Source organism: Bradyrhizobium jicamae (assembly GCF_018130695.1).
GTDB classification, from domain to species: domain Bacteria; phylum Pseudomonadota; class Alphaproteobacteria; order Rhizobiales; family Xanthobacteraceae; genus Bradyrhizobium; species Bradyrhizobium jicamae_B.
Window position 1 is genome coordinate 13,495 of the sequence record NZ_JAFCJX010000036.1, and the last position, 22,466, is coordinate 35,960.

At 64.8% G+C, this 22,466-nt stretch carries 22 protein-coding genes, 1 other RNA gene and 1 pseudogene; 13 read left to right on the plus strand and 11 right to left on the minus strand.

Translation table 11 applies throughout. The features are described from left to right. Positions 1 to 80: 80 nt before the first annotated feature. On the minus strand, positions 81 to 608 hold the full coding sequence (gene def / locus JQ604_RS35550; RefSeq protein ID WP_212365392.1) for a peptide deformylase: 528 nt from the start codon (positions 606 to 608) through the stop codon (positions 81 to 83). A 170-nt stretch (positions 609 to 778) separates the two neighbouring features. On the opposite strand from def, the gene JQ604_RS35555 reads away from it, so the two are divergent. The 3 genes and pseudogenes from JQ604_RS35555 (at position 779) to JQ604_RS35565 (ending at position 3,822) form a co-directional block, all read left to right on the plus strand. Beyond that, entirely contained in the window at positions 779 to 1,981 is a 1,203-nt protein-coding gene (locus tag JQ604_RS35555) for a DNA recombination protein RmuC (protein ID WP_212365393.1), read from the plus strand. Positions 1,982 to 2,060: 79 nt separating this feature from the next. Beyond that, a pseudogene (locus tag JQ604_RS35560) lies at positions 2,061 to 2,364 on the plus strand (GIY-YIG nuclease family protein). Between the two features lie 96 nt (positions 2,365 to 2,460). After that, entirely contained in the window at positions 2,461 to 3,822 is a 1,362-nt protein-coding gene (locus JQ604_RS35565) for an AmpG family muropeptide MFS transporter (RefSeq protein ID WP_212365394.1), read from the plus strand. Here JQ604_RS35565 and JQ604_RS35570 read toward each other — a convergent pair. From JQ604_RS35570 to ffs, 6 genes are all read right to left on the minus strand, one after another. After that, complete coding sequence (locus tag JQ604_RS35570) at positions 3,819 to 4,202, minus strand: hypothetical protein (protein WP_212365395.1); 384 nt, start codon at positions 4,200 to 4,202, stop codon at positions 3,819 to 3,821. The genes JQ604_RS35565 and JQ604_RS35570 overlap by 4 nt on opposite strands. A 14-nt stretch (positions 4,203 to 4,216) precedes the next feature. Next, the gene (locus JQ604_RS35575; RefSeq protein ID WP_433996318.1) at positions 4,217 to 4,570 is read right to left on the minus strand and encodes a hypothetical protein; all 354 of its coding nucleotides are present in this window, start codon (positions 4,568 to 4,570) and stop codon (positions 4,217 to 4,219) included. 229 nt (positions 4,571 to 4,799) lie between these two features. Beyond that, on the minus strand, positions 4,800 to 5,405 hold the full coding sequence (recR, locus tag JQ604_RS35580; protein WP_212365396.1) for a recombination mediator RecR: 606 nt from the start codon (positions 5,403 to 5,405) through the stop codon (positions 4,800 to 4,802). After that, on the minus strand, positions 5,405 to 5,725 hold the full coding sequence (locus tag JQ604_RS35585; protein ID WP_212365397.1) for a YbaB/EbfC family nucleoid-associated protein: 321 nt from the start codon (positions 5,723 to 5,725) through the stop codon (positions 5,405 to 5,407). The genes recR and JQ604_RS35585 overlap by 1 nt, the downstream gene beginning before the upstream one ends. 15 nt (positions 5,726 to 5,740) lie before the next feature. Further along, positions 5,741 to 7,579, minus strand: coding sequence for a DNA polymerase III subunit gamma/tau (locus JQ604_RS35590; RefSeq protein WP_212365398.1), 1,839 nt, complete (start codon positions 7,577 to 7,579; stop codon positions 5,741 to 5,743). Between the two features lie 107 nt (positions 7,580 to 7,686). Beyond that, an RNA gene (ffs, locus tag JQ604_RS35595) (signal recognition particle sRNA small type) lies at positions 7,687 to 7,783 on the minus strand. A 97-nt stretch (positions 7,784 to 7,880) separates the two neighbouring features. Between ffs and JQ604_RS35600 the strand changes: the two genes are divergently transcribed. The 4 genes from JQ604_RS35600 (at position 7,881) to JQ604_RS35615 (ending at position 11,041) form a co-directional block, all read left to right on the plus strand. Continuing rightward, the gene (locus JQ604_RS35600; RefSeq protein ID WP_212365399.1) at positions 7,881 to 8,300 is read left to right on the plus strand and encodes an HIT domain-containing protein; all 420 of its coding nucleotides are present in this window, start codon (positions 7,881 to 7,883) and stop codon (positions 8,298 to 8,300) included. Between the two features lies 1 nt (position 8,301). After that, on the plus strand, positions 8,302 to 9,240 hold the full coding sequence (gene nudC / locus JQ604_RS35605; RefSeq protein WP_212365400.1) for an NAD(+) diphosphatase: 939 nt from the start codon (positions 8,302 to 8,304) through the stop codon (positions 9,238 to 9,240). Between the two features lie 198 nt (positions 9,241 to 9,438). Beyond that, entirely contained in the window at positions 9,439 to 10,377 is a 939-nt protein-coding gene (locus JQ604_RS35610; RefSeq protein WP_212365401.1) for a sugar kinase, read from the plus strand. A gap of 163 nt (positions 10,378 to 10,540) precedes the next feature. Continuing rightward, positions 10,541 to 11,041 (plus strand): Lrp/AsnC family transcriptional regulator, encoded by a 501-nt coding sequence (locus JQ604_RS35615; RefSeq protein WP_212365402.1) that lies wholly within the window; start codon positions 10,541 to 10,543, stop codon positions 11,039 to 11,041. A gap of 149 nt (positions 11,042 to 11,190) precedes the next feature. Here JQ604_RS35615 and JQ604_RS35620 read toward each other — a convergent pair whose 3' ends face one another. From JQ604_RS35620 to JQ604_RS35635, 4 genes are all read right to left on the minus strand, one after another. Continuing rightward, positions 11,191 to 12,690 carry a phosphomannomutase/phosphoglucomutase gene (locus JQ604_RS35620; RefSeq protein ID WP_212365403.1) on the minus strand — a complete coding sequence of 500 codons (1,500 nt, stop codon included), beginning with the start codon at positions 12,688 to 12,690 and terminating at the stop codon, positions 11,191 to 11,193. Between the two features lie 126 nt (positions 12,691 to 12,816). Beyond that, on the minus strand, positions 12,817 to 13,332 hold the full coding sequence (locus tag JQ604_RS35625) for a TIGR02281 family clan AA aspartic protease (protein WP_212365404.1): 516 nt from the start codon (positions 13,330 to 13,332) through the stop codon (positions 12,817 to 12,819). 133 nt (positions 13,333 to 13,465) lie between these two features. Then, positions 13,466 to 15,934: an ATP-dependent helicase HrpB gene (hrpB, locus tag JQ604_RS35630; protein ID WP_212365405.1), complete on the minus strand. Its 2,469-nt coding sequence runs from the start codon at positions 15,932 to 15,934 to the stop codon at positions 13,466 to 13,468. A 165-nt stretch (positions 15,935 to 16,099) separates the two neighbouring features. Further along, on the minus strand, positions 16,100 to 17,419 hold the full coding sequence (locus tag JQ604_RS35635) for a UDP-glucose dehydrogenase family protein (protein ID WP_212365406.1): 1,320 nt from the start codon (positions 17,417 to 17,419) through the stop codon (positions 16,100 to 16,102). A gap of 178 nt (positions 17,420 to 17,597) precedes the next feature. Here JQ604_RS35635 and JQ604_RS35640 point away from each other — a divergent pair, with 178 nt between their 5' ends. From JQ604_RS35640 to JQ604_RS35665, 6 genes are all read left to right on the plus strand, one after another. Then, positions 17,598 to 18,662 (plus strand): acyltransferase family protein, encoded by a 1,065-nt coding sequence (locus JQ604_RS35640; protein ID WP_212365407.1) that lies wholly within the window; start codon positions 17,598 to 17,600, stop codon positions 18,660 to 18,662. A 244-nt stretch (positions 18,663 to 18,906) separates the two neighbouring features. Next, positions 18,907 to 19,518, plus strand: coding sequence for a sigma-70 family RNA polymerase sigma factor (locus JQ604_RS35645; protein WP_212365408.1), 612 nt, complete (start codon positions 18,907 to 18,909; stop codon positions 19,516 to 19,518). A 171-nt stretch (positions 19,519 to 19,689) separates the two neighbouring features. Next, positions 19,690 to 19,881, plus strand: a complete 192-nt coding sequence (locus tag JQ604_RS35650) for a hypothetical protein (RefSeq protein ID WP_212365409.1) — start codon at positions 19,690 to 19,692, stop codon at positions 19,879 to 19,881. A 230-nt stretch (positions 19,882 to 20,111) separates the two neighbouring features. Beyond that, positions 20,112 to 20,801 carry a cytochrome c biogenesis CcdA family protein gene (locus JQ604_RS35655; RefSeq protein ID WP_212365410.1) on the plus strand — a complete coding sequence of 230 codons (690 nt, stop codon included), beginning with the start codon at positions 20,112 to 20,114 and terminating at the stop codon, positions 20,799 to 20,801. Between the two features lie 19 nt (positions 20,802 to 20,820). Then, positions 20,821 to 21,393 (plus strand): thioredoxin family protein, encoded by a 573-nt coding sequence (locus JQ604_RS35660; protein WP_212365411.1) that lies wholly within the window; start codon positions 20,821 to 20,823, stop codon positions 21,391 to 21,393. Positions 21,394 to 21,471: 78 nt separating this feature from the next. Further along, positions 21,472 to 22,455: a hypothetical protein gene (locus JQ604_RS35665; RefSeq protein ID WP_212365412.1), complete on the plus strand. Its 984-nt coding sequence runs from the start codon at positions 21,472 to 21,474 to the stop codon at positions 22,453 to 22,455. The last annotated feature ends 11 nt before the right edge of the window (positions 22,456 to 22,466 follow it).

Sequence of the window (22,466 nt, forward strand, 5' to 3'; positions counted from 1 at the left end):
AACTCGACAGAGGTGGGTAGCAGCGAAGCAAGACGTGGATGCCCGGGACAAGCCCGGGCATGACGACTGAGAGAACGGCGTCACTCCGCCGCGCGCTTGGCGGCCTTCTCGAATTTCTTGAACACGCGGTCGCGCTTCAGCTTCGACAGATAGTCGACGAACAGCACGCCGTTGAGGTGATCGATCTCGTGCTGGATGCAGGTGGCGTAGAGCCCCTCGGCATCCTCTTCATGCAGCTTGCCGTCGTGATCCAGGAAGCGCACGCGCACCTTCGCCGGGCGCTCGACCTCCTCGTAATATTCGGGGATCGAGAGGCAGCCCTCTTCATAGACCGACAGCTCTTCCGAACGCGCGATGATCTCGGGATTGATGAAGACGCGCGGCTGCGGCTGGGTCTCGCCATTCTCGTCGCGCTTGGCGAGGTCCATGGTGATCAGCCGCAGCGGCTGCGCGACCTGGATCGCCGCCAAGCCAATGCCGGGCGCGTCGTACATGGTCTCGAGCATGTCGTCGGCGAGCTTGCGGATCTCCGCGGTCACCTTCTCGACAGGCTTCGACACCAGCCGCAACTGCTTGTCCGGCAGGATGATGATTTCTCTAAGTGCCATGGGCGCGATTTAAGCTGCCAGAATGTGGGGGTCAATCCGCGCCGGAACCGGTTAAGACGGCCTTAACCACGTTTCTTTACGCGGCGTTAACCACGAAAATTAAGTCTCCATTCACCATAAATGTTCGCTATTCGTTCGTGCAAGTCGGCGAATCGGCTACAACCGCCGATATGAATGAGATTCTTTTCATGGCCGGCGACCTGCCGGTCCGCATCTCCGACGCGCTGATCGCCTTCGGCGTGCTGGCGCTGGTCCTGCTGCTGACGATCGCCATCGTGATCGCGCGCTCCGGCCGGCGCGGCGCGGAACTCGCTGTTGCCCAGACCATCCGCGCCGACGAGCTGGAAGAGCGGCTCGCCGACATGCTGCGGGCCCAGAGCGAGGCCTCGGGCCGGGTCGACGCCATGGCGCAGGCGCTGGCCGGCCGGCAGGCCGATATGGCAAGGGCGGTCAATGAGCGACTGGACTCGGTCACCCACCGGGTCGGCCAGTCGATGGAACAGTCGACCCGCAACACGATGGACTCACTCCGCGTGCTGCATGAGCGGCTCGGCATCATCGATCACGCCCACAAGAACCTCAACGAGCTCACCACCCAGGTGACGACGTTGCGCGATGTGCTCGCCAACAAGCAGTCGCGCGGCGCGTTCGGCCAGGCGCGGATGGAGGCGATCGTCCAGGACGGGTTGCCGAAGGATTCCTACGAGTTCCAGTACACGCTAACGTCGGGCAAGCGGCCGGACTGCGTCGTGTTCCTGCCGGATCAGCGCCCGCTCTGCATCGACGCGAAATTCCCGCTGGAGGCGATGACCGCGCTGCACGATGCGCGCAGCGATGAGGAGCGCAAATACGCCAGCGCGCGGCTGCGCACCGACGTGCTCAAGCATGTCAGCGACATCGCCGAGAAATATTTGATCCCCGGCGAGACCCAGGACACCGCGCTGATGTTCGTGCCGTCGGAATCGGTCTACGCCGAAATCCATGACGGGTTCGACGACGTCGTGCAAAAGGCCTATCGCGCCCGTGTCGTGCTGGTGTCGCCCTCGCTGTTGATGCTCGCGATCCAGGTGATGCAGCAGATCCTGAAAGACGCCCGCATCCGCGACGCCGCCGACCAGATCCGCAACGAGGTGATGCATCTCGGCGATGACCTCGGTCGCCTGCGCGAGCGTGTGCTCAAGCTGCAGACCCATTTCGGCCAGGTCAACGAGGACGTCCGGCAGATCCTGATCTCCGCCGACAAGATCGAGAAGCGCGCCGGCCGCATCGAGGAACTCGATTTCAGCAAGGCCGACACCCCGGTCGAAGTCCCCCGCTTCGTCAAGAGCGCGACACCGGAGCTGTTCCCGCGCAAGCTACAGGCGGGGGAGTAGATTTTGTCTTCGCTCAAGCCAAATAACCGGTGTCATCGCCCGGCTTGACCGGGGCGACCCAGTATCCCAGAGGCGTCAGATGGGAGCACGTAGCTACTACGTCTACATTCTCGCCAGCGGCATCGGCGGCACGCTCTACATCGGTGTGACAAATGACCTCATCCGCAGAGTCGGAGAGCACAAGCTGAAGTTAGTCGATGGCTTCACCAAGAAGTATGACGTCGATCGATTGGTCTATTTCGAGATATGAGGACGTTGAAGAGGCGATCCACCGCGAGAAGCGGCTGAAGAAATGGACTCGCGCGTGGAAGATTTCGCTCATCGAGAAGCACAATCCGGACTGGATCGATCTTTATCCGGAAATTGCTGCGAGCGGTGGATAGGCCTCTGGAATACTGGGTCGCCCGGTCCATGTGCGCAAGCGCGCACAGGCCGGGCGATGACACCTTTTATGAGGTAGAATCTGCTACCAAAGCCCTATGACCGCTCCGGAAGCTCTCTCTAAACCTGCACCCGCCGCCCCCGCCTCGTGGCGCGACGGCCTTGCGGTGTATCTGCAGCCGCGCGTGCTGATCGTGATGCTGCTCGGCTTCTCCTCCGGCCTGCCGCTGGCGCTGTCCGGCTCGACGCTGCAGGTCTGGATGAAGGAGGCCGGGGTCGATCTCGGCACCATCGGGCTGCTGGCGCTGATCGGTACGCCCTACACGCTTAAATTCCTCTGGGCGCCGCTGGTCGACGCCATCCATGTGCCGCTGTTCACGCGATGGCTTGGGCGGCGGCGCGGCTGGCTGGTGTTCGCGCAGCTGCTGTTGATTGCGACGATCCTGCTGCTCGCCGTCTCCGACCCCGCGCGCACGCCGGCGTTCGCAGCCTTCGCGGCGCTGCTGGTGGCCGCAGCCTCATCGACGCAGGATATCGTCGTCGATGCGTTCCGCGTCGAGAGCCTGCCCGAAAGTGAGCAGGCTGCCGGCATGGCGTCCTATGTCGCAGCCTACCGGATCGGCATGCTGGTCTCGACCGCGGGCGCACTGTTCATCGTCAGCGGCTTCGAGTCGGCGGGGCTGGTGCGCGGATCGGCCTGGATGTGGGGCTATGTGGTGATGGCCGCGCTGATCGTGATCGGCACCATCACCGCGCTCGCGGCGACCGAGCCGCAGCAATCCATCGACGCCGAAGCCGCCACCCATGCGGAGAGCGCGATCAACCGCGTGGTGCTTGCGGCCGGCGGGGCCTTCATCGAGTTCCTCAGCCGCAAGGATGCCTTCGCGGCGCTCGCCTTCGTCGTGCTGTTCAAGTTCACCGACGCGTTCTCCGGCACCATGACGGCGCCGTTCGTGATCGACATCGGCTTCTCCAAGGTCGACTATGCCGCGATCGTCAAAGGCGTTGGTCTTGCGGCGACGCTGATCGGTGGCTTTGCCGGCGGTTTCGTGGCGCGGCGCTATCCGCTGGCGACGAGCCTGTGGATCGGCGGCCTGCTGCAGGCGGTCGCCAATCTGTCGTTCTCATGGCTGGCGCTGGTCGGCGTCAATCAATGGGCGCTGGCGCTCGCGATCACCGCGGAGAATTTCACCAGCGCGATCGGCACCGTGATCTTCGTTGCCTATCTCTCGGCGCTGTGCCGCAACCCGCTGCACACCGCGACCCAATATGCGCTGCTCACCGCATTATCGGCGGTCGGCCGCACCTATCTGTCGTCGGGTGCGGGCTTCGTCGCCAAGACCGTGGGATGGCCGGTGTTCTTCGCGATCTGCATGCTGGTCGCGATCCCGAGCCTGATCCTGCTCGCCTGGCTGCAGCGCCGCGGACATTTCGATGAGCTGGGGCCGGTGAGGGTCTAGCGATTCACCAACGTCCATTCCGGCACGGCGACATCGCCGATGTGCCAGGCGGTCTGCGAGCAGAACAGCGCGGTCGCCTTTGCGGTGATGGTCTTGCCGAGCAGCGGCTTCAGCTGCGTCCTTGCCGCAACCGTCGGCGCGAACAGATGGAAGGTGGTAACGGCCTTGTCATAGTCGCAGAAGTCGTCGCCCTCAGGCATCGCGCGCGGGGCGCTGACGATCTGGTAGGCCTCGATCCTCGTACCGTTCGGATGCCGCGCGCGCACGAGCCGTAGCACACCGGTCACCGTATCGCCGTCCTTGATCGGTTCCTGCGCGACCGCAGGGGATGCCAGCAGCGCCAGCCCGATTCCCATCGCAAGAGAGGCGAACCGCAGCATGGCCAAAGACTCCGCTACTTCGTCACCACGCTCCATTTGGTGATGATGGCTTCGCTGATCTGGCCGGCATCCTGGGCGCAGGCGACCTCGTCGACCTTGATCGAGATTTCCTTGCCGACCAGTTTCTTCAGCTGGCTGGCCTGGGCATCGCTGGTGGTGACGAGCTGGAACGTCTCCGGGCCGGTCTCGAGATTGCACAGGCCGTTCGGCGGCGGCAGGCGGCGCGGCTCGCTGGTGAGCTGATAGGTCGCGACCCGGGCTCCCCGCTTGCCGCCGCGGACATTCATGGCGTTGAGTTCCCCGGACAGCACGTCGCCGGCGTTCATCAGCTTGCCGGGCTTGGATGGCGCCTCGGCCTGCTGGGCCATGGCGGTGGGCACAATCAGCGCCAAGGTTAAAATTGCCGAGCCCAAAATTGCAGAGCCGAAAATCACAAAGCTCACGCGTACGCCGAATCGGTGTGTCGTCATGTCCTGATATTCCGTAGCTGATTCGCAAACCGCGCGACGCGCGGCTCCTGCCCCGTCATCGCCCGCCAACATTTTGATTCTACATGATCTTTTGTCGGAAAATGCCCCCGCTTTTCCGGCTCATGTCCTAGAACAGCGTCCGCTGTCGCATCGCAGCCGATAGCGTACCTTCATCGAGATAATCAAGCTCGCCGCCGACGGGCACGCCATGCGCCAGCCTCGTCACCCGCACATTGGCCTCCGAGAGGAGGTCGGTGATGTAATGCGCCGTGGTCTGGCCATCGACGGTGGCGTTGAGCGCCAGGATGATCTCGGTGACCTCCGGCGCATGCGCGCGGGCCACCAGCGCATCGATGGTGAGGTCCTGCGGGCCGACGCCGTCGAGCGGCGACAGCGTCGCGCCGAGCACGTGGTAGCGGCCGTTGATGGCGTTGGCCCGTTCCAGCGCCCAGAGATCGGCGACATCGGCAACCACGACGATGATCGAGGGATCGCGGCGCGGATCGGTGCACACCGTGCAGGGATTTTGGGTGTCGATGTTGCCGCAGGTCTTGCAGACCTGGATCTTGTCGATCGCAACCTGCAGCGCCGCGGTGAGCGGCGTCATCAGCGCCTCGCGCTTCTTGATCAGATGCAGCGCGGCGCGCCGCGCCGAGCGCGGGCCGAGCCCAGGCAGCCGCGCGAGCAGCTGGATCAGCCGCTCGATTTCAGGTCCGGCAACGCTTGCGGCCATCAGCCGAGACCAAGTCCCGGCGGCAGGCCGAGGCCGCCGGTGAGTGCCGCCATCTTTTCCTGCATCGCGGCTTCCGCCTTGCGCTTCGCGTCGCCGAAGGCCGTGACCAGCAGATCTTCGAGCACCTCGCGCTCCTCCGGCTTCATCAGCGACGGATCGATGGTGACACCCTTCACATCCATCTTCGCGGTCATGCGCACGGCGACCAGGCCGCCGCCGGAGATGCCCTCGACCTCGACATTGCCGAGCTCTTCCTGCATCGCCTGCATCTTGGATTGCAGCTGCGCCGCTTGTTTCATCATGCCGAGGAAATCAGCCATGCGTCGTTCCTTGTCTCAATCGTCGTCGTTGTCGGGCCCCTCGATCGGGTCCTCGCCGGTCGCATCCGCTTCCGGCAGCTCATTGGCGAGGCGGCGAACCTCGACCACCTTCGTGCCCGGGAAGCGTGCCAGCACCTCCTGCACCCGCGGATCGGCTTCCGCCGCACGCTGATGCTCGCTGCGCGCCAGCTCGTTCTGCGAGCGCACCGTCGGCTGGCCGGCCTCGTTGGAGATGATCACGGTCCAGCGCCGCCCAGTCCACATCTCCAGCTTTCGCGGGAGGTCGGTGACGAGGGCACGCTGGGCCTTCGGCTCCAGCGCGATCTCGAGCTGGCCGTCCTCGATGCGGACCAGCCGCACGTCGGCTTCCAGCGCGCTCTTGGTCATGATATCGCGCTTTTCGCCCGCAAGCGCGATCAATTGCGGAAAGCTTGATATCCGCAGTGCCGGCGCGGCATTGGTGGCCGGCGACGCCATCTGCGGGCGCATCGCGACATCGGCGCGCGGGCCGGCTTGCGGCGCGCGCATCGGCGCCGACGGCATCGCAGACATGGACGAGGTCGGCGCTCCGCGTGACGGCGCGGCACCACCACCCGTAACCACAGGCGCAGCACCACCGCCATTCTGCTCGATCATCCGGATCGCCTCATCCGGCGTCGGCAGATCGGCGACATAGGCGATCCGCACCAGCACCATCTCGGCGGCGGCGGCCGGGCGCGTTGCGGTCTGCACCTCGGCGATACCCTTGAGCAGCATCTGCCACATCCGCGACAGCACGCGCATCGAAAGCTTTGAGGCGAATTCGCGCCCGCGCACCCGCTCGGTCTCGCCGAACGCGACATTGTCCACGGTCGCCGGCACGACCTTCACGCGGGTGACGAAATTGACGAACTCGGCGAGATCAGACAGCACCACGACCGGATCGGCGCCGACGTCATACTGCGCGCGGAATTCGGCGAAGGCGGCGGCGATATCGCCGCGCGCCAGCGACTCGAAGAGATCGATCACGCGGGTGCGGTCGGCAAGCCCGAGCATCTGCCGGACGGCGTCGGCCTTCACCTGGCCGGCGGCATGGGCGATGGCCTGGTCGAACAGCGACAGCGAATCGCGCACCGAGCCTTCGGCGGCGCGGGCGATGATGCCGAGCGCTTCGCCCTCGACCTCGACGCCTTCCTTGGTCGCGATGTTGCCGAGGTGCTTCATCAGCACGTCGGCCTCGACGCGGCGGAGATCAAAACGCTGGCAGCGCGACAGCACCGTGATCGGGACTTTGCGGATCTCGGTGGTCGCGAACACGAATTTGGCGTGCTCCGGCGGCTCCTCCAGCGTCTTCAGGAACGCGTTGAAGGCCGCCGTCGACAGCATGTGGACTTCGTCGATGATGTAGACCTTGTAGCGCGCGCTGGCCGGCGCATAGCGCACGCTGTCATTGATCTGGCGGACATCGTCGACGCCGGTGTGGGAGGCGGCGTCCATCTCCAGCACGTCCATGTGCCGGCTTTCCATGATCGCCTGGCAGTGCACGCCGAGATCGGGCATGTGGATGGTCGGTCCGGGGACCGAGCCGTCCGACTTCTCGTAGTTAAGTGCCCGGGCGAGGATGCGCGCGGTGGTGGTCTTGCCGACCCCGCGGACGCCGGTGAGGATCCAGGCCTGCGGAATCCGCCCGGTCTCGAACGCGTTCGAGACGGTACGGACCATGGCCTCCTGGCCGATCAGATCCTCGAAGCTGGAGGGGCGATATTTGCGGGCGAGGACGCGGTAGGGTTTGGCAGCGTCGCCGGCTCCGCCGAGATCGAAGCCGCCCTGGTTAGCGCCATCAGGAGGATTGGAAGGGGCGCCAGCGTCATTCATGCGTCGATCCGCAACTTGGATGTCTCTCGGCCGGCTTGCGGATAGGAGCCAAAATCGGGCGCCAGGCGCGGAGTCCGCCGTTCCAGCGCGATTCGCTCAAAAAACTGGTAGGAGACTGACGAGCGACCCGATCCGGACCTCGTTAGGGCTGCTTCCTTCCGGACCTGACCCGGTTGGCGAGTGGCTCGTCCACCGCCAATCTCCCGGCCCCTATTTGGGGCCAAAAGGACCGGAAAGCAAGCGGCCTGAGGATGGTTTGTGGGACTTGTAAGGGAACACCGAAAGGCATTATTTCCGCATCATGCCCTCCTCCAATTGGTCGCTGCATTCGCAGCTCAAGAAAGACACCATCGACATCGGCGATCTGCCGCTGTGCAAGGTGCTGGTCATCAAGGACGCACATTACCCCTGGCTCCTGCTGGTGCCGCGGCGCGAGAACGCGGTCGAGATGATCGACCTCGACGAGGTCGAGCAGGCGCAGCTGATGACGGAGACGTCGCGGGTCGCCCGCGCGCTCAAGGACATCACCAAATGCGACAAGCTCAACATCGCAGCGCTCGGCAACCTCGTTCCGCAGCTGCATGTCCACGTCATCGCGCGCCGGACCAGCGACGTTGCATGGCCGCGTCCGGTTTGGGGCGTGATGCCGCCGCTGGCGCATGACGCCGAGGAAGTGCAGAATTTCATCAACGCGCTTCGCCGCAAGATCTGGTTGGGTTGAGATGTCCGCATTCGACAAGTTTCCGCTGGGGCAGCCTGCCTTCGTCACCCATGTGCTCGACCGCGCCGCGCATTTGCGCACCAGCGACGAAAGATTGTTCGCGCTCGAAGGCCACCGCGAGGCCCGCGCCTATGTGATCTATCGCGACTCGCTGGTGGTGAAGCAGGAGGAGAGCGGCCCGCGCGCCCTGCTCTCGCTCGATGAAGCCCGCGGCTTCGGCGCCAATCCCGGCACGATCTTCCTGGGATTGCGTGACGGAGCGCCGATCTTCGGCATGGGCATCGCGGCGCAGGCCGCCGAGAAGCTGGTCGGCCGCAGCGATGTCGTGGTCAACGAGCTGCGCGGCATGGCGATGCAGGGCGTGGTGCCGCCCGAGCAGTTGTCGGCGATCGCGATGGCCAAGTCGATGGTGAACTGGCATCAGCGCCACGGCTTCTGCGCCAATTGCGGCGTCCGCACCGCGATGAAGGACGGCGGCTGGAAGCGCGAATGCCCGAGCTGCAAGGCCGAGCATTTTCCGCGCACCGACCCTGTGGTGATCATGCTGGTCACCCATGGCGAGAAGGTGCTGCTCGGACGGCAGAAGCAGTTCCTGCCCGGCATGTATTCGTGCCTCGCCGGCTTCGTCGAAGCCGCGGAGACGATCGAGGACGCGGTCCGCCGCGAGATCTTCGAGGAAAGCGGCATCCGCTGCACCGACGTCAACTACTACATGACGCAGCCCTGGCCCTATCCGTCATCGCTGATGATCGGCTGCACCGCGCGCGCGCTCAACGAAGACATCGTGGTCGATCGAACGGAACTCGAAGACGCGCGTTGGTTCAACCGCGATGAAGCCACCATGATGATCAAGCGCCAGCATCCCGACGGCCTCGCCGGCCCGCATCCATTCGCGATCGCGCATCATCTGCTCGGCCGCTGGGTGCATGACGGCGGCTAAAGCGCGACGAGACGTCATCGCGCTTTAGCCCTTTTTTTGAGCATGATCTCCGCGCAAACGCGTTCCGCGTTTGTCGCGAGGGAAAACCGCTTCACACTTTTCCGGATCATGCATCTGGCGGAACCGTCTCGCGCCTCAACACTTAAAGCTGGACGGAAGGTTCCGGCAGAAAGCGGAACCACCATGACGGACTCCGGCATGAACTTTAACGTTGGCGCCCCAAGAATCCCGCCCCGCATCCTCTGCATCGGCCTGCCCGTGCGCGACCTGACCTTCCGGGTCGACGTTCCCGCGCGCGGCTCCAAGGAAAACGCCTCGCATTTCGACGAGATCTGCGGCGGCAATGCGCTGAACGCCGCGATCGGCATCGTGCGGCTCGGCGGCCGCGCCACGATCCTTGGACCGATGGGCGATTCGCGCGAGACCTCCAGCCGTTACATCTTCGACAAGCTCGCAGCAGAGGGCATCGAGACCAATCATCTCATTCACATGCCGAACCTGGTGACGCCGATCTCCGCGATCATGATCGACGACTCTGGCGAGCGCACCATCGTCACGTTCCGCGATCCTGAATTGTGGAAGCTGAAGCTGCCGCCGATCGATACGCTGCTGGAAGATTGCGACGCGATCCTCACCGAGAGCCGCTGCGCCTCGTTCTGCACCGAGCTCTGCGCCGAAGCGGTGCGACGCGGCATTCCCGTGATCGTCGATGTCGACCGCGCGATGTCGATGAGCGAGGGGCTCTTGAACGCCTCGTCGCATCTCGTGTTCTCCTCAGAGCCGCTGCAGGAAACCGCCGATGTCACCGACGACGGCCAGGCGCTGAAGAAACTGGCAAAACTCACCCCATCCTTCCTGGCCGGAACCCGCGGGCCGCGGGGCACGATCTGGCTCAACGAGCAGGGCGAACTGGAGGAGACCCCCGCCTTCCCGGTCCATACCGTCGATACGCTCGGCGCCGGCGACGTCTTCCACGGCGCCTTCGCGCTGGCGATCACCGAGAAGCAGGACCTGCGGCAGGCGCTGCGATTCGCCTCCGCCGCGGCGGCGCTGAAATGCACCCGCTTCGGTGGCGCCTATGCCGCACCGCAACGTACTGAAGTTGAAGCGTTTTTGAACCAGCACGCCACCGTCTGACCGCCCTTTGATGGAGCATGATCTTCTCGGAAAACCGGCTTCCACTTTGCGCTAACGCGGCCCGACGGGTCCGGATCATGCTCGTGTGCGGCCAAAAGCGGCTTGCTTGAGAAGATTTTTCTCTATATGAGGGATATCGACCCTTCATATGGAACTTTCTTCTATGACCGACCTGGCTACCGCCCCGATCCACGACAACCGCCGTCTGGACGCCATCGACCGCAAGATCCTGACCGTGCTGCAGGAGGATGCCTCGCTTTCCGTCGCCGAGATCGGCGACCGGGTCGGGCTGTCGTCGACGCCGTGCTGGAAGCGCATCCAGCGGCTGGAGGCCGACGGCGTGATTCTGCGCCGGGTGGCGCTGGTCGATCAGAACAAGATCGGGCTCGGGATTTCCGTGTTCGTCTCGGTCGAGAGCAACGATCACTCCGACGCCTGGCTGCGCAAATTCGCCGACGCCGTCAGCGCCATGCCCGAGGTGATGGAATTCTACCGGATGGCCGGCGACGTCGACTACATGCTGCGCGTCGTGGTCGCCGACATGGCCGCCTACGACGTGTTCTACAAGAAGCTGATCGCCGCCGTGCCGCTCAAGAATGTCACCTCGCGCTTTGCGATGGAGAAGATCAAGTCGGTGACGGCGCTGCCGGTGCCGGCGGCGTAAAGTTCGCTCTTGTCCCGGACGCGGTGCAGCGCTTCTTCAGCGGTGCACCGCAGAGCCGGGACCCATGCCTCTCCGATATAGGTCCCGGTTCTGCGGCGCACTATTCGCTGCGCTCACACTGCGCCGCGCCCGGGACACGAGACCAGTTCTCAAATCTTCTGGTTGTACTCGCCGACCTCCGGATGGGTGCGCAGCACCGAATCCACCATCTCGAACATGTCGCGCATGCGTTGCTCGCTGACGGGGCTTTCGACCACGACCACGAGCTCGGGCTTGTTGGACGAAGCGCGGACCAGGCCCCAGCTGCCGTCCTCCATCGTGATGCGCACGCCATTGACGGTGACGAGATCGCGGATCGCCTGACCGCCGATCTTGGCATCCTTGTTCTGCAACGCCTCGAAATGCTTCACCACGGCATCGACGACGCCATACTTGGTCTCGTCGGCGCAATGCGGCGACATCGTCGGCGACGACCAGGTCTTCGGTAGCGCGTCCTTCAAATCCGCCATCGACTTGCCGGGCGCGCGGTCGAGCATCTCGCAGATCGCGATTGCCGAGACGAGGCCATCGTCATAGCCACGGCCGAACGGCTTGTTGAAGAAGAAATGGCCGGACTTCTCGAAGCCCGCCAGCGCACCCATCTCGTTGGTGCGGCGCTTCATGTAGGAATGGCCGGTCTTCCAATAGGCGGTCTTCGCACCCTGCTTCTGCAGGATCGGATCGGTGACGAACAACCCGGTCGACTTCACGTCGACTACGAACTGCGCGTCCTTGTGGATCGCCGACATGTCGCGCGCCAGCATCACGCCGACCTTGTCGGCGAAAATTTCTTCACCGGTGTTGTCGACCACGCCGCAGCGGTCGCCGTCGCCGTCGAAGCCCAGGCCCACATCGGCCTTGTGATGCAGCACCGCGTCGCGGATCGCGTGCAGCATCTCCATGTCTTCCGGGTTCGGATTGTATTTCGGGAAGGTGTGATCGAGCTCGGTGTCGAGCGGGATCACCTCGCAACCGATCGCCTCCAGCACCTGCGGCGCGAAGGCGCCCGCGGTGCCGTTGCCGCAGGCGGCGACGACCTTGAGCTTGCGCGTCAGCTTCGGCCGGTTGGTGAGATCGGCAATATAGCGCGCCGGATAATTCTCATGGAATTGATAGGAGCCGCCGGCCTTGTTCTTGAACTCGGCGTTGAGCACGATCTCTTTCAGCCGCGTCATCTCGTCGGGCCCGAAGGTCAGCGGACGGTTGGCGCCCATCTTGACGCCGGTCCAGCCATTGTCGTTGTGCGAGGCAGTGACCATCGCGACGGCGGGCACGTCGAGATCGAACTGCGCGAAATAGGCCATCGGCGTCACCGCAAGCCCGATGTCGTGCACCTTGCAGCCTGATGCCATCAGGCCGGAGATCAGCGCGTATTTGATCGAGGCCGAGTAGCCGCGGAAATCGTGGCCGGTGACGATCTCCTGTTTGACGCCGAGTTCCGCGATCAGCGCGCCGAGCCCCATGCCCAGCGCCTGCACGCCCATCAAATTGATTTCCTTCTGGAACAGCCAGCGCGCGTCATATTCGCGAAACCCGGTCGGCTTCACCATCGGCTCGGATTCGAAGGCATAGGTGTTCGGAACCAGCGCGGATTTCGGCTTGGGAAACATCAGGAAATGGCCCTGTCGCAAGATTGAGGGAACAACGCCGCAGCCTTAGCGAATGCCAGGGCCGGGCGGAAGGCGGGTTAGCGCCTTTTGGCCGTCAAATGCGGCCATTTGGCAGCGAGGGGCTGCCTATTGCTCCAGCACCAGCTTGCCGTTGGCGTACTCAAACCGCTTCAGCTTCGACAGGAAGGACAGGCCGAGCAGGTTTTCCGACAGCGCCTCGTCAGGCAACACCATGGCGTCGACATCGCGCACCACGATGCCGCCGAGGTCGATCATGGCGATGCGGGTGCGCGCGGCCTTGATGGTGCCGTTCGCGGTGGTGACGCGGGCGTTGTAGTCGTTGGGTGTCGGACGCAGGCCGAAACGCGCGGCAGATTTTTCATTCAGTGCGACCAGCGAGGCGCCGGTGTCGACCATGAAGTCGACGCGCTGACCGTCGATGCGGCCATCGGTTGCGAAGTGGCCGCGCGAGTCGCGGGGAATGGTGAGGGTGCGGCCGCTCGCCTGCGCCACGGTTGCGACAGCGGCCCTCGGCTGGGCCTGTGTCGTCGATGCGGCGGCCGGCTGCATCCGGCTCGCCATCTGCGCCATGGCAAGGCCAAGCCCGATCATGACGGCCGCAAAGATCATGAGGTTACGCATGACGCCACTCGGAACTGAAAACGCAATTTCACCACGCAATAGGCCCTGCCGCGAGCGATCCCGCCGGCAGGGTCCCGCCATTTTGGCGAAAAGGATGAGCGAAGGGTTAATGTTGTGACGAGATCGCCGCGTTTCAGGTGCCCCGCGGCTTCACCCGCCGCGTCGGCATCGCGCTGGCGGGGTCCTCCGGCCAGGGGTGACGGGGATAGCGGCCGCGAAGATCGGAGCGCACCGCGGCATAGCTGCCGCGCCAAAAGCCCGGCAGGTCGCGCGTGACCTGCACCGGACGCTGCGCCGGCGACAGCAGCTCCAGCACCAGCGGTACCGCGCCCTTGGCGACCGAGGGATGGGTGGTGAGCCCGAACAATTCCTGCAGCCGCACCGCGATGGTCGGCCCCTGCTCGGCCTCGTAGTCGATCGCGAGCTGCGTGCCGGTCGGCGCCTCGAAATGGGTCGGCGCCTCGCGATCGAGCCGCGCGCGCAGCTCCCATGGCAGCAGCGCCATCAGCGCGTCCGAGAAATCGCCGGCGGAGAGATCCTTCAGCGCGGTCTTGTCGTACAGCGCAGGCACCAGCCAGTCCTCGGCGCGCTCGGCGAGCGCGGCATCGGACAGATCCGGCCAGCTATCGTCCTCGGCCTTGCGCAGGAACATGACGCGGTCGCGCCACTGCTTCGAGGTCTTCGACCACGGCAGTCTGTCGAGGCCAGCCGCGATCAGACCGTCGGCAAAAATCCGCGCGGTCTCCGCCGACGGTGACAGCGACATCGGCGCTTCCGACAGCGTGATCGCATGCAGCGAGCGGCGGCGGCGCGCGCGCAGCGCCATCGCGCCGCGATCGAAGCTGATCTCCTCGGCATTCTCGATCTGATCGGCAAAGCGCCGCTCGATCTCGTCCTGCGCGATCGGCGCCGCCAGCAGGATGCGGCCGCTCGCGGCCGTGCCGGTCAGCTCGGCGACCGCGATATAGGGCGCGCGCGCCAGCGCCGAGGTCTGCTCCACCGCGGCGCCGCGGCCATTGGCGAGCACAAAGCTGCCATTGCCGCGATTCCTGGCGACACGGTCCGGGAAGGCAAAGGCGAGCATGACGCCGGTCGACAGATCGGCCGCTTCTGCCTTTGACGTCGCGACCTGCGAGGCCCAGCGCTGCGCCAGGCTGCGCGCGCTGGATGTCCGCTGGCCGCGATCGCGGCGGAACTGATCCAGCCTGTGATCGAGATCGACGCTGTCGCCGCCGAGCCCACGCTCGGTCAGGATGGCCGCGATCTCGGCGGCCTCGTCGGCCGCACCGAAGCGCGCGGAGTCGACAATCATCCGCGCCAGCCGCGGCGGCAGCGCCAGCGCGCGCAGGCTCTTGCCTTCCGCGGTGATGCGGCCGTCGCCATCGAGCGCGCCGAGTTCGTTAAGCAGAGACTTTGCCTCCTTCCAGGCCGGCGCGGGCGGCGGGTCGAGGAACGCCAGCCCGCTCGCGTCGCTGACGCCCCATTGCGCGAGGTCGAGCACCAGCGAGGACAGATCGGCGGACAGGATTTCCGGCGCGGTGTAGGCCGCAAGCGAGGCAGTCTGCGGCTCGTCCCACAGCCGATAGCAAACGCCGGGCTCGATACGGCCGGCACGGCCGCGGCGCTGGTCGACCGCGGCGCGCGAGGCGCGCACCGTCTCCAGCCGGGTCAGTGCGATGTCGGGCTCGTAGCGCGGCACCCGCGCCTGGCCGGAATCGACCACGATGCGCACACCCTCGATGGTCAGCGAGGTCTCGGCGATCGAGGTCGCCAGCACCACCTTGCGCGTCCCCTTCGGGGCCGGCGCGATGGCGCGGTCCTGCACGCCGGCATCGAGCGCGCCGAACAGCGGCACGATCTCGATTCCCGCATCCTGCACGCGCTCGGCGAGGAAGTTCTGGGTGCGGCGGATTTCTGCGGCGCCCGGCAGGAACGCCAGCACCGAGCCGGCATCCGCGCGCAGCGCAGTTGCGATCGTCTCCGCCATCTGCCGCTCCAGCGGCATGTCGATCTTGCGGCCGACATAGCGCGTCTCGACCGGAAAGGCGCGGCCTTCGCTCGCGACCACCGGCGCATCGCCCAGCAGTCTGCCGACCCGCGCGCCGTCCAGCGTCGCCGACATCACGAGGATGCGCAGGTCCTCGCGCAGGCCGGTCTGCGCGTCGCGCGCCAGCGCCAGGCCCAGATCGGCGTCGAGCGAGCGCTCATGGAATTCGTCGAACAGCACCGCGGCGACGCCGTTCAATTCGGGATCGTCGAGGATCTGCCGCGAGAAGATGCCCTCGGTGACGACCTCGATCCGCGTCGCCCGCGAGATCTTCGAGCCGAAGCGCACGCGGTAACCGACGGTCTCGCCCGCGCGCTCGCCGAGCGTCTTGGCCATCCGCTCGGCGCTGGCGCGCGCGGCGATCCGGCGCGGCTCGAGCACGATGATCTTCTTGCCCTTCGCCCAGTCAGCATCGAGCAGCGCCAGCGGCACCCGCGTGGTCTTGCCGGCACCCGGCGGCGCCACCAGCACCGCGGTGGTGCGGCCGTCGAGGGTGCGGCCGAGCTCGTCGAGCACGGCATCGATCGGGAGGGGACTGTCGAATTGGCGGGGCAATATGAATCCGGTGAAGCGTGCATTTCCCCTCTCCCCGCTTGCGGGGAGAGGGTCAGGGTGAGGGGGAGTCTCCACAGATGCGCTCGTGGAGAGTCCCCCTCACCCGGATCGCATCTTCGATGCGATCCGACCTCTCCCCGCAAGCGGGGCGAGGTGAAGCTGATATCACGTCCGCGGCAGCGGTGCGCGGCCGATGCTGTCGTAGATGAAGCCGGCCGCACGCATGTCTTCGGGGCTGAAGATGTTGCGGAGGTCGACGACGACGGGCTGCGCCATGGTCGCCTTCAGCCGGTCGAGATCGAGACCGCGGAACTGGACCCATTCGGTGACGACCACGAGTGCGTCGGCGTCTTCGGCACAGGAATAGGCATCCTCGCAATAGGTGATGCTGGGCAGCTCGGCCTTGGCCTGCTCCATGCCGACCGGATCGTAGGCGCGCACCGTAGCTCCCATGTCGAGCAGACCGGTCACCAGCGGAATCGACGGCGCATCGCGCATGTCGTCGGTGTCGGGCTTGAAGGTGAGGCCGAGCACGGCGATGGTCTTGCCGCGCAGCGAGCCGCCAAGCACCTGGCTGACCTTGCGCGCCATCGCGCGCTTGCGGTTCTCGTTGACCGCCAGCACGGATTCGACGATGCGCAGGTTCACATCGTAGTCCTGCGCGATCTTGATCAGCGCCTTGGTGTCCTTTGGGAAGCAGGAGCCGCCGAAGCCCGGCCCCGCATGCAGGAATTTGGTGCCGATGCGGTTGTCGAGGCCGATGCCGCGCGCGACCTCCTGCACGTTGGCGCCGACCTTCTCGGAGAGGTCCGCGATCTCGTTGATGAAGGTGATCTTGGTCGCGAGGAACGCGTTCGCGGCGTATTTGATCATCTCGGCGGTGCGCCGCGCGGTGAACATCACCGGCGCCTGGTTCAACGACAGCGGACGATAGATATCGCCCATCACCTTGCGGCCGCGCTCGTCGGAGGTGCCGACGACGACGCGATCGGGGAATTTGAAGTCGCGGATCGCCGCGCCCTCGCGCAGGAATTCGGGATTGGAGGCGACCACGACGTCGGCCTTGGGATTGGTCTCGCGGATGATGCGCTCGACCTCGTCGCCGGTGCCGACCGGAACGGTCGACTTCGTCACCACGACGGTGAAGCCGGACAGCGACTGCGCGATCTCGCGCGCGGCGGCGTAGACGTAGGAGAGATCGGCGTGACCGTCACCGCGGCGCGACGGCGTGCCGACCGCGATGAAGACGGCGTCGGCATCCGCAACCGGCTTCGACAGGTCGGTGGTGAAGCCGAGCCGCCTGGCCTTCACATTGGATGCAACGAGCTCGTCGAGGCCGGGCTCGTAGATCGGGATCTCGCCGCGATGGAGCGCGGCGATCTTCTTCTCGTCCTTGTCGACGCAGATGACGTCGTGGCCGAAATCCGCAAAGCAGGCGCCCGACACCAGTCCGACATAGCCCGTGCCAATCATGGTGATGCGCATCAGAAAACCCGCTTCCTATGGTTAACAAGTCCCGTGGATTCGGGGGCCTCTTAGACGATTTGTGGCGTCAGGGAAACGCGCAAATTGCGGCCAAACCCGGCATGACGTTTGTATGAATAAAGGAGAAGGAAACCTAACGGGCGGATGATGCGCCCGCAAGAACCGGAACAGGACACAGATGACCGCAAACGGCACATCCGCCGTGACAAATCGTTCCATCGACGCGGGGCGCCGCATCGACTGGGTCGATTATGCCAAGGGCATCTGCATCGTCATGGTCGTGATGATGCATTCGGTGCTGGGCGTCGAGAAGGCCGCCGACCAGACCGGTTTCATGCATTACGTCGTGATGTTCGCAAAGCCGTTCCGGATGCCGGATTTCTTCCTGATTTCCGGGCTTTTCCTGTCGGTCGTGATTGACCGCGACTGGCGCACCTATCTCGATCGCAAGGTGGTGCACTTCGCCTATTTCTATCTGCTGTGGGTGACGATCCAGTTCGGCTTCAAGGCGCCGTCGCTGGCCGCGGAATCAAGCTGGCGCGACGTCTGCTTGCTGTATCTTGAATCCTTCATCGAGCCGTTCGGCACGCTGTGGTTCATCTACCTGCTGCCGATCTTCTTCGTCGTCACCAAGCTGACGCGCAACATTCATCCGTTCGTCATCTGGCTGATCGCCGCCGCGCTCGAGATGACGCATCTCGCGACAGGCTGGACTGTGATCGACGAATTCTCTGCGCGCTTCGTCTATTTCTTCACCGGCTACATCCTCGCCGATTATGTCTTCGCGCTGTCGGATCGCGCGCGAGCGCGGCCTGTGCTTGCGCTTGGCGGGCTTGCGCTGTGGGCCCTCATCAACAGCGGGCTGGTGACATCAGGCGCGAGCGAGTGGCCGATCGTCTCGCTTGCGCTCGGGCTTGCCGGCGCCTGCGCGATCATCGTGATCGGCACGCTGCTGGCACGCGCGCATTGGCTGAATTTTCTGCGTTATTGCGGCGAGCACTCGATCGTCATCTATCTCGCCTTCTTCCTGCCGATGGCCGCGGCCCGCACGCTCCTGCTGCGCGCCGGCATCATCCCCGACATCGGCCTGATCTCGCTGATCGTCACGGTCGTCGGCGTCGCCGGCTCGCTGTTGATCTGGCGGATAGCGCTTGCCGTGCACGCCAATTTCCTGTTCGAGCGGCCTGACGCATTCTGGATCGCGCCAAAACAGCCCGCCGCTCGCCTGCAGGCCGCCGAATAGACCGAAAAACCCTATACGCACGACGGCCGGAATTGTTCCTGAGGTGCCCTTTCGGCCCCTCAAATTTTCCGCGTATTGAAATGACTGGCTTTTTGACCCCGAATGTTTCGTGGCGCAACGTCTGACGAAACAATTCTCCCGCTCACGAAACCATTTTCCGCTTTTGGCGCAGACATCCCGAAACGGGGCCTGACTAACAATTCTCCCAACGAACCGCCGCCAAGCGGTGAACTGGGAGCCTGTCATGTCGAACGTCATTGCCATCAACGCCGCAGCCAAGAAGCACATTGCCGCTGCCCGCGCGACCACGGACGAGATGCTCCTACAGAGTATTGCCAAGGGCGGCCGTACCGCGATGCACGTGCTCTATTCCCGCCATAACGTCCGGGTTTACCGCTTCGTGCTCCGCATGGTGCGCGACACCACGATGGCCGAAGACCTGGTCAGCCAGGTGTTCCTGGACGTGTGGCGCACCGCTGCCCAGTTCGAGGGCCGCTCGCAGGTTTCCACCTGGCTGCTGTCGATCGCCCGCTTCAAGGCGCTGACCGCGCTCCGCCAGCGCAAGCATGAGGATATCGACCAGGACGACGTGCTGGAGATCGCCGACGAGGCCGCCACCCCGGAAGCCTCGCTCGACCGCGCCACCACCAGCGAGATCCTGCGCGCCTGCGTGGCCAAGCTGTCGCCGGCGCACCGGGAGATCATCAACCTGGTCTACTACCATGAGAAGTCGGTCGAGGAGGCCGGCCAGATCATCGGTATCCCGCAGAGCACGGTGAAGACCCGCATGTTCTATGCCCGCAAGCAGCTCGCCGACCTCCTGAAGGTCGCCGGCGTCGACAGCATCGCAGCATAAGTCAGCAAATTCAATAGCTTAAATAGGAGACCGCGTAACTCCGGCAATTGTCCACGAAGCCAAAAAAGTCCGGCGACGAAACAATTGAAACAATCCACGACATCACCCGGAAAAACGCGATCTCTAAACCATTAACCAACGACGCAACGCCAACCCGTAAGGAGCGAGACCATGCTGAAGCCGTCCTTCCGCCTCTTCATCGTCCCGCTCGGCGCGGTGGCGACCCTGGCCACCCTGTCGGCCCAGAACATCCAGCCCCGCGCCCAGCGCGACAATGGTTCGATGCTGGTCCGAGAGCAGGTGGTCGACTGCAGCGCCAAGGTTTCCACGGAGGTCTGTGTGATCTCCCCCAGCTCTCGCTGAACCAAAGTTTCTAACCTCCCCAAGTACCTCCAACGACCCGGCCGGGATGCCCCCCAGCCGGGTCGCTCTACGTTTGGCGACCGTTTCGTGAAGCAAGGCACGATCCGCCTCACACGGACGTGACGCGCCCCGCGCCGCCGCCGCCGTAACGACCGGCGCGATCCTCCGAAGAACATCAGGCGACCCGGGTCGGCCATCTGGCGGGCCGGACATCTGATGGACGGATCACGATGCTCAGCCTCGCCCTTGCCCTGCTTGCCGGTGTCGCCACCGTCGCCGCGCCTTGCACCCTGCCGATGCTGCCGATCCTGCTCGGAGTATCGATAGGCCAGACCGACAAGGCGCGGCCCGCGATGATCGCGCTCGGCTTTGTGATGTCATTCTCGATGGTGGCATTGCTGCTGAGCGCGATCACGCGCGCCTTCGATTTCGATCCGAACGTGCTGCGGACCGGCGCTGCGATCCTGCTCGCCGGCTTCGCACTCCTGATGATCTGGCCGACGCCGTTCGAATGGCTGACGATACAGCTCTCGCCTGCGATCGGCGGCACGGCCATTACGTCGCGTGGCGTGCTCGGCGGCTTCGTGCTCGGCAGCACGCTCGGACTGGTCTGGACGCCCTGTGCCGGCCCCGTGCTCGGCTCGATCCTGACCATCGTCGCAACCTCAAAGGATACGGCCTGGGCGAGCCTGCAGCTCGTCACCTACGCCATCGGCGCGGCGATCCCGATGCTGGCGATCGCCTATGGCGGCCAGGCGATGACCGCCCGCGTGCGCAGCATCGCAAAATTCGCCCCGCGGCTGCAGCAGGGTTTTGGCGTCGTCATCCTCGCCTTCGCTGCGCTGTCCTACTTCCAATACGACACGCTGATCGTGGCGTGGCTGACGCGTTTCTATCCCAACGGCCAGATCGGCCTGTGACACCAAGAAGGAGACACCGATGACCCTGCGCCTGCTCGCCATATCCACGCTCGTTGCCGGCTTTGGCCTCGGCGGAGCCGTCATCCCCGGCCTCTGCACGGAGGCCGATGCGCCGGCGCGGCCGGTCAACGTGGCCGCGACCGCCACGGCCGCGCAGACCGCACCCGAGTTCGTCGGCCTCAGCAACTGGTTCAATTCGCAGCCGCTGAAGCTCGCCGATCTCCGTGGCAAGGTCGTGCTGGTGGATTTCTGGACCTATGGCTGCGTCAACTGCGTCAACACGCTGCCGCACGTCACCGAGCTCTATGCCAAATACAGAGATCGTGGCCTCGTCGTGGTCGGCATCCACACGCCGGAATTCCCGTTCGAGCGTTCCGCCTCCAACGTCCAGGCCGCGCTGAAACGCCATGGCATCACCTATCCGGTGGCGCAGGACAACAACTCGCAGACCTGGAACGCCTGGCGCAACCAGTATTGGCCGGCGCAATACATCGTCGACCAGACCGGCAAGATCGTGTTCCAGCACGATGGCGAGGGGCAGTACGATCAGATCGACCGCACCATCGCACGGCTCTTGAACACAACGAGTTGAGACCGGCCGACAGCAGCCAATTGCGGCCCGGTCAGCCACTTGACCGGGCGGCACCGGCCGTGATGTCTGCCGCTGACCATGGATGCAGCGGCAAATCCGAATGAAGTACGGCTGCGCAGGGGATCCTCGCTCAGGGAAAGGCTGGTCCGGGCGGGCTCCGGCGCCGTCCTGTTGCTGATCCTCGTTCCGGGCCTGCTGACCTGGGCCTCAGGCGGCCACCCATTGATCGCTGCGTTCTGGGCCGCGCCGATCGGATTGTTCCTGATCGGCGTTGCCGCCCTTGAGCGCAATGTGGCCTGGATCATCACGCGCGACGGCATCCTGATCGGCAAACAGCTTCCGTTCGGGCCCGTGCAGAAGCGACTGATCGGCCATCACGACATTGCGGACATCCGCGTCCGCAGGAACAGGCTCAGCTATCCCGCGAGCTTCAGCTTTGTTTGCAGGCTGGCATCAGGCGATGTCCTGATCTCGCCACCGCTGCCGGACATCACGCGCATCAACGAAACCACAGCTAAGGTCGCAGGACTCCTCGGCCTTCCCGATGCCGAGCCCATCGACAACCCGCTCGATGCCGGCACGTCCGAGCTCACGCTTGGCTCCCCGGTCAGCCTCTATCTCGGTCGCATCGTTCGAATGGCGGTGCCGGTCCTGGCCGGCCTGTGCGCCGTGCCATTCCTGATCGCCTTCTGGCTCGGCAAGTCGGAACTGGCGCTCGGATTGCTGTTGCCGCTCGGCTTGCTCGCAGCCTTTGCCCTCTACCGCTACGCGTACCGGCTCGCCGGCGCATTCTGGATCGTCAGGCATGGCGAGATCCGCATCGAGCGGGTCGGGTTGAAGGGTGAATTATACGTCGAGACGATCCGGGCGGGCGACGTCGCCGCGATCGAGGTCGACAAGCCCGACGCAGAGGGTTGGACCTGCACCATCAGCATCCGCCTGAACAACGGCCAAACCTTCCGCAGCCCGATCAAGCACGACGAAAACGGGGCACGCGCCGTGTGCGCAGAAATCATCCGACGGCTGAATGCCGCTCCGGAGGCCGAAAAGCTGACGGGATAGCTCGCTTCTGC

What these genes read in the sequence shown, in the direction of transcription:
- def (WP_212365392.1), bottom strand. Translation starts at nt 608, where the DNA reads ATGGCACTTAGAGAAATCATCATCCTGCCGGACAAGCAGTTGCGGCTG.
- JQ604_RS35555 (WP_212365393.1), top strand. Translation starts at nt 779, where the DNA reads ATGAATGAGATTCTTTTCATGGCCGGCGACCTGCCGGTCCGCATCTCC.
- JQ604_RS35565 (WP_212365394.1), top strand. Translation starts at nt 2,461, where the DNA reads ATGACCGCTCCGGAAGCTCTCTCTAAACCTGCACCCGCCGCCCCCGCC.
- JQ604_RS35570 (WP_212365395.1), bottom strand. Translation starts at nt 4,202, where the DNA reads ATGCTGCGGTTCGCCTCTCTTGCGATGGGAATCGGGCTGGCGCTGCTG.
- JQ604_RS35575 (WP_433996318.1), bottom strand. Translation starts at nt 4,570, where the DNA reads ATGGCCCAGCAGGCCGAGGCGCCATCCAAGCCCGGCAAGCTGATGAAC.
- recR (WP_212365396.1), bottom strand. Translation starts at nt 5,405, where the DNA reads ATGGCCGCAAGCGTTGCCGGACCTGAAATCGAGCGGCTGATCCAGCTG.
- JQ604_RS35585 (WP_212365397.1), bottom strand. Translation starts at nt 5,725, where the DNA reads ATGGCTGATTTCCTCGGCATGATGAAACAAGCGGCGCAGCTGCAATCC.
- JQ604_RS35590 (WP_212365398.1), bottom strand. Translation starts at nt 7,579, where the DNA reads ATGAATGACGCTGGCGCCCCTTCCAATCCTCCTGATGGCGCTAACCAG.
- JQ604_RS35600 (WP_212365399.1), top strand. Translation starts at nt 7,881, where the DNA reads ATGCCCTCCTCCAATTGGTCGCTGCATTCGCAGCTCAAGAAAGACACC.
- nudC (WP_212365400.1), top strand. Translation starts at nt 8,302, where the DNA reads ATGTCCGCATTCGACAAGTTTCCGCTGGGGCAGCCTGCCTTCGTCACC.
- JQ604_RS35610 (WP_212365401.1), top strand. Translation starts at nt 9,439, where the DNA reads ATGAACTTTAACGTTGGCGCCCCAAGAATCCCGCCCCGCATCCTCTGC.
- JQ604_RS35615 (WP_212365402.1), top strand. Translation starts at nt 10,541, where the DNA reads ATGACCGACCTGGCTACCGCCCCGATCCACGACAACCGCCGTCTGGAC.
- JQ604_RS35620 (WP_212365403.1), bottom strand. Translation starts at nt 12,690, where the DNA reads ATGTTTCCCAAGCCGAAATCCGCGCTGGTTCCGAACACCTATGCCTTC.
- JQ604_RS35625 (WP_212365404.1), bottom strand. Translation starts at nt 13,332, where the DNA reads ATGCGTAACCTCATGATCTTTGCGGCCGTCATGATCGGGCTTGGCCTT.
- JQ604_RS35635 (WP_212365406.1), bottom strand. Translation starts at nt 17,419, where the DNA reads ATGCGCATCACCATGATTGGCACGGGCTATGTCGGACTGGTGTCGGGC.
- JQ604_RS35640 (WP_212365407.1), top strand. Translation starts at nt 17,598, where the DNA reads ATGACCGCAAACGGCACATCCGCCGTGACAAATCGTTCCATCGACGCG.
- JQ604_RS35645 (WP_212365408.1), top strand. Translation starts at nt 18,907, where the DNA reads ATGTCGAACGTCATTGCCATCAACGCCGCAGCCAAGAAGCACATTGCC.
- JQ604_RS35650 (WP_212365409.1), top strand. Translation starts at nt 19,690, where the DNA reads ATGCTGAAGCCGTCCTTCCGCCTCTTCATCGTCCCGCTCGGCGCGGTG.
- JQ604_RS35655 (WP_212365410.1), top strand. Translation starts at nt 20,112, where the DNA reads ATGCTCAGCCTCGCCCTTGCCCTGCTTGCCGGTGTCGCCACCGTCGCC.
- JQ604_RS35660 (WP_212365411.1), top strand. Translation starts at nt 20,821, where the DNA reads ATGACCCTGCGCCTGCTCGCCATATCCACGCTCGTTGCCGGCTTTGGC.
- JQ604_RS35665 (WP_212365412.1), top strand. Translation starts at nt 21,472, where the DNA reads ATGGATGCAGCGGCAAATCCGAATGAAGTACGGCTGCGCAGGGGATCC.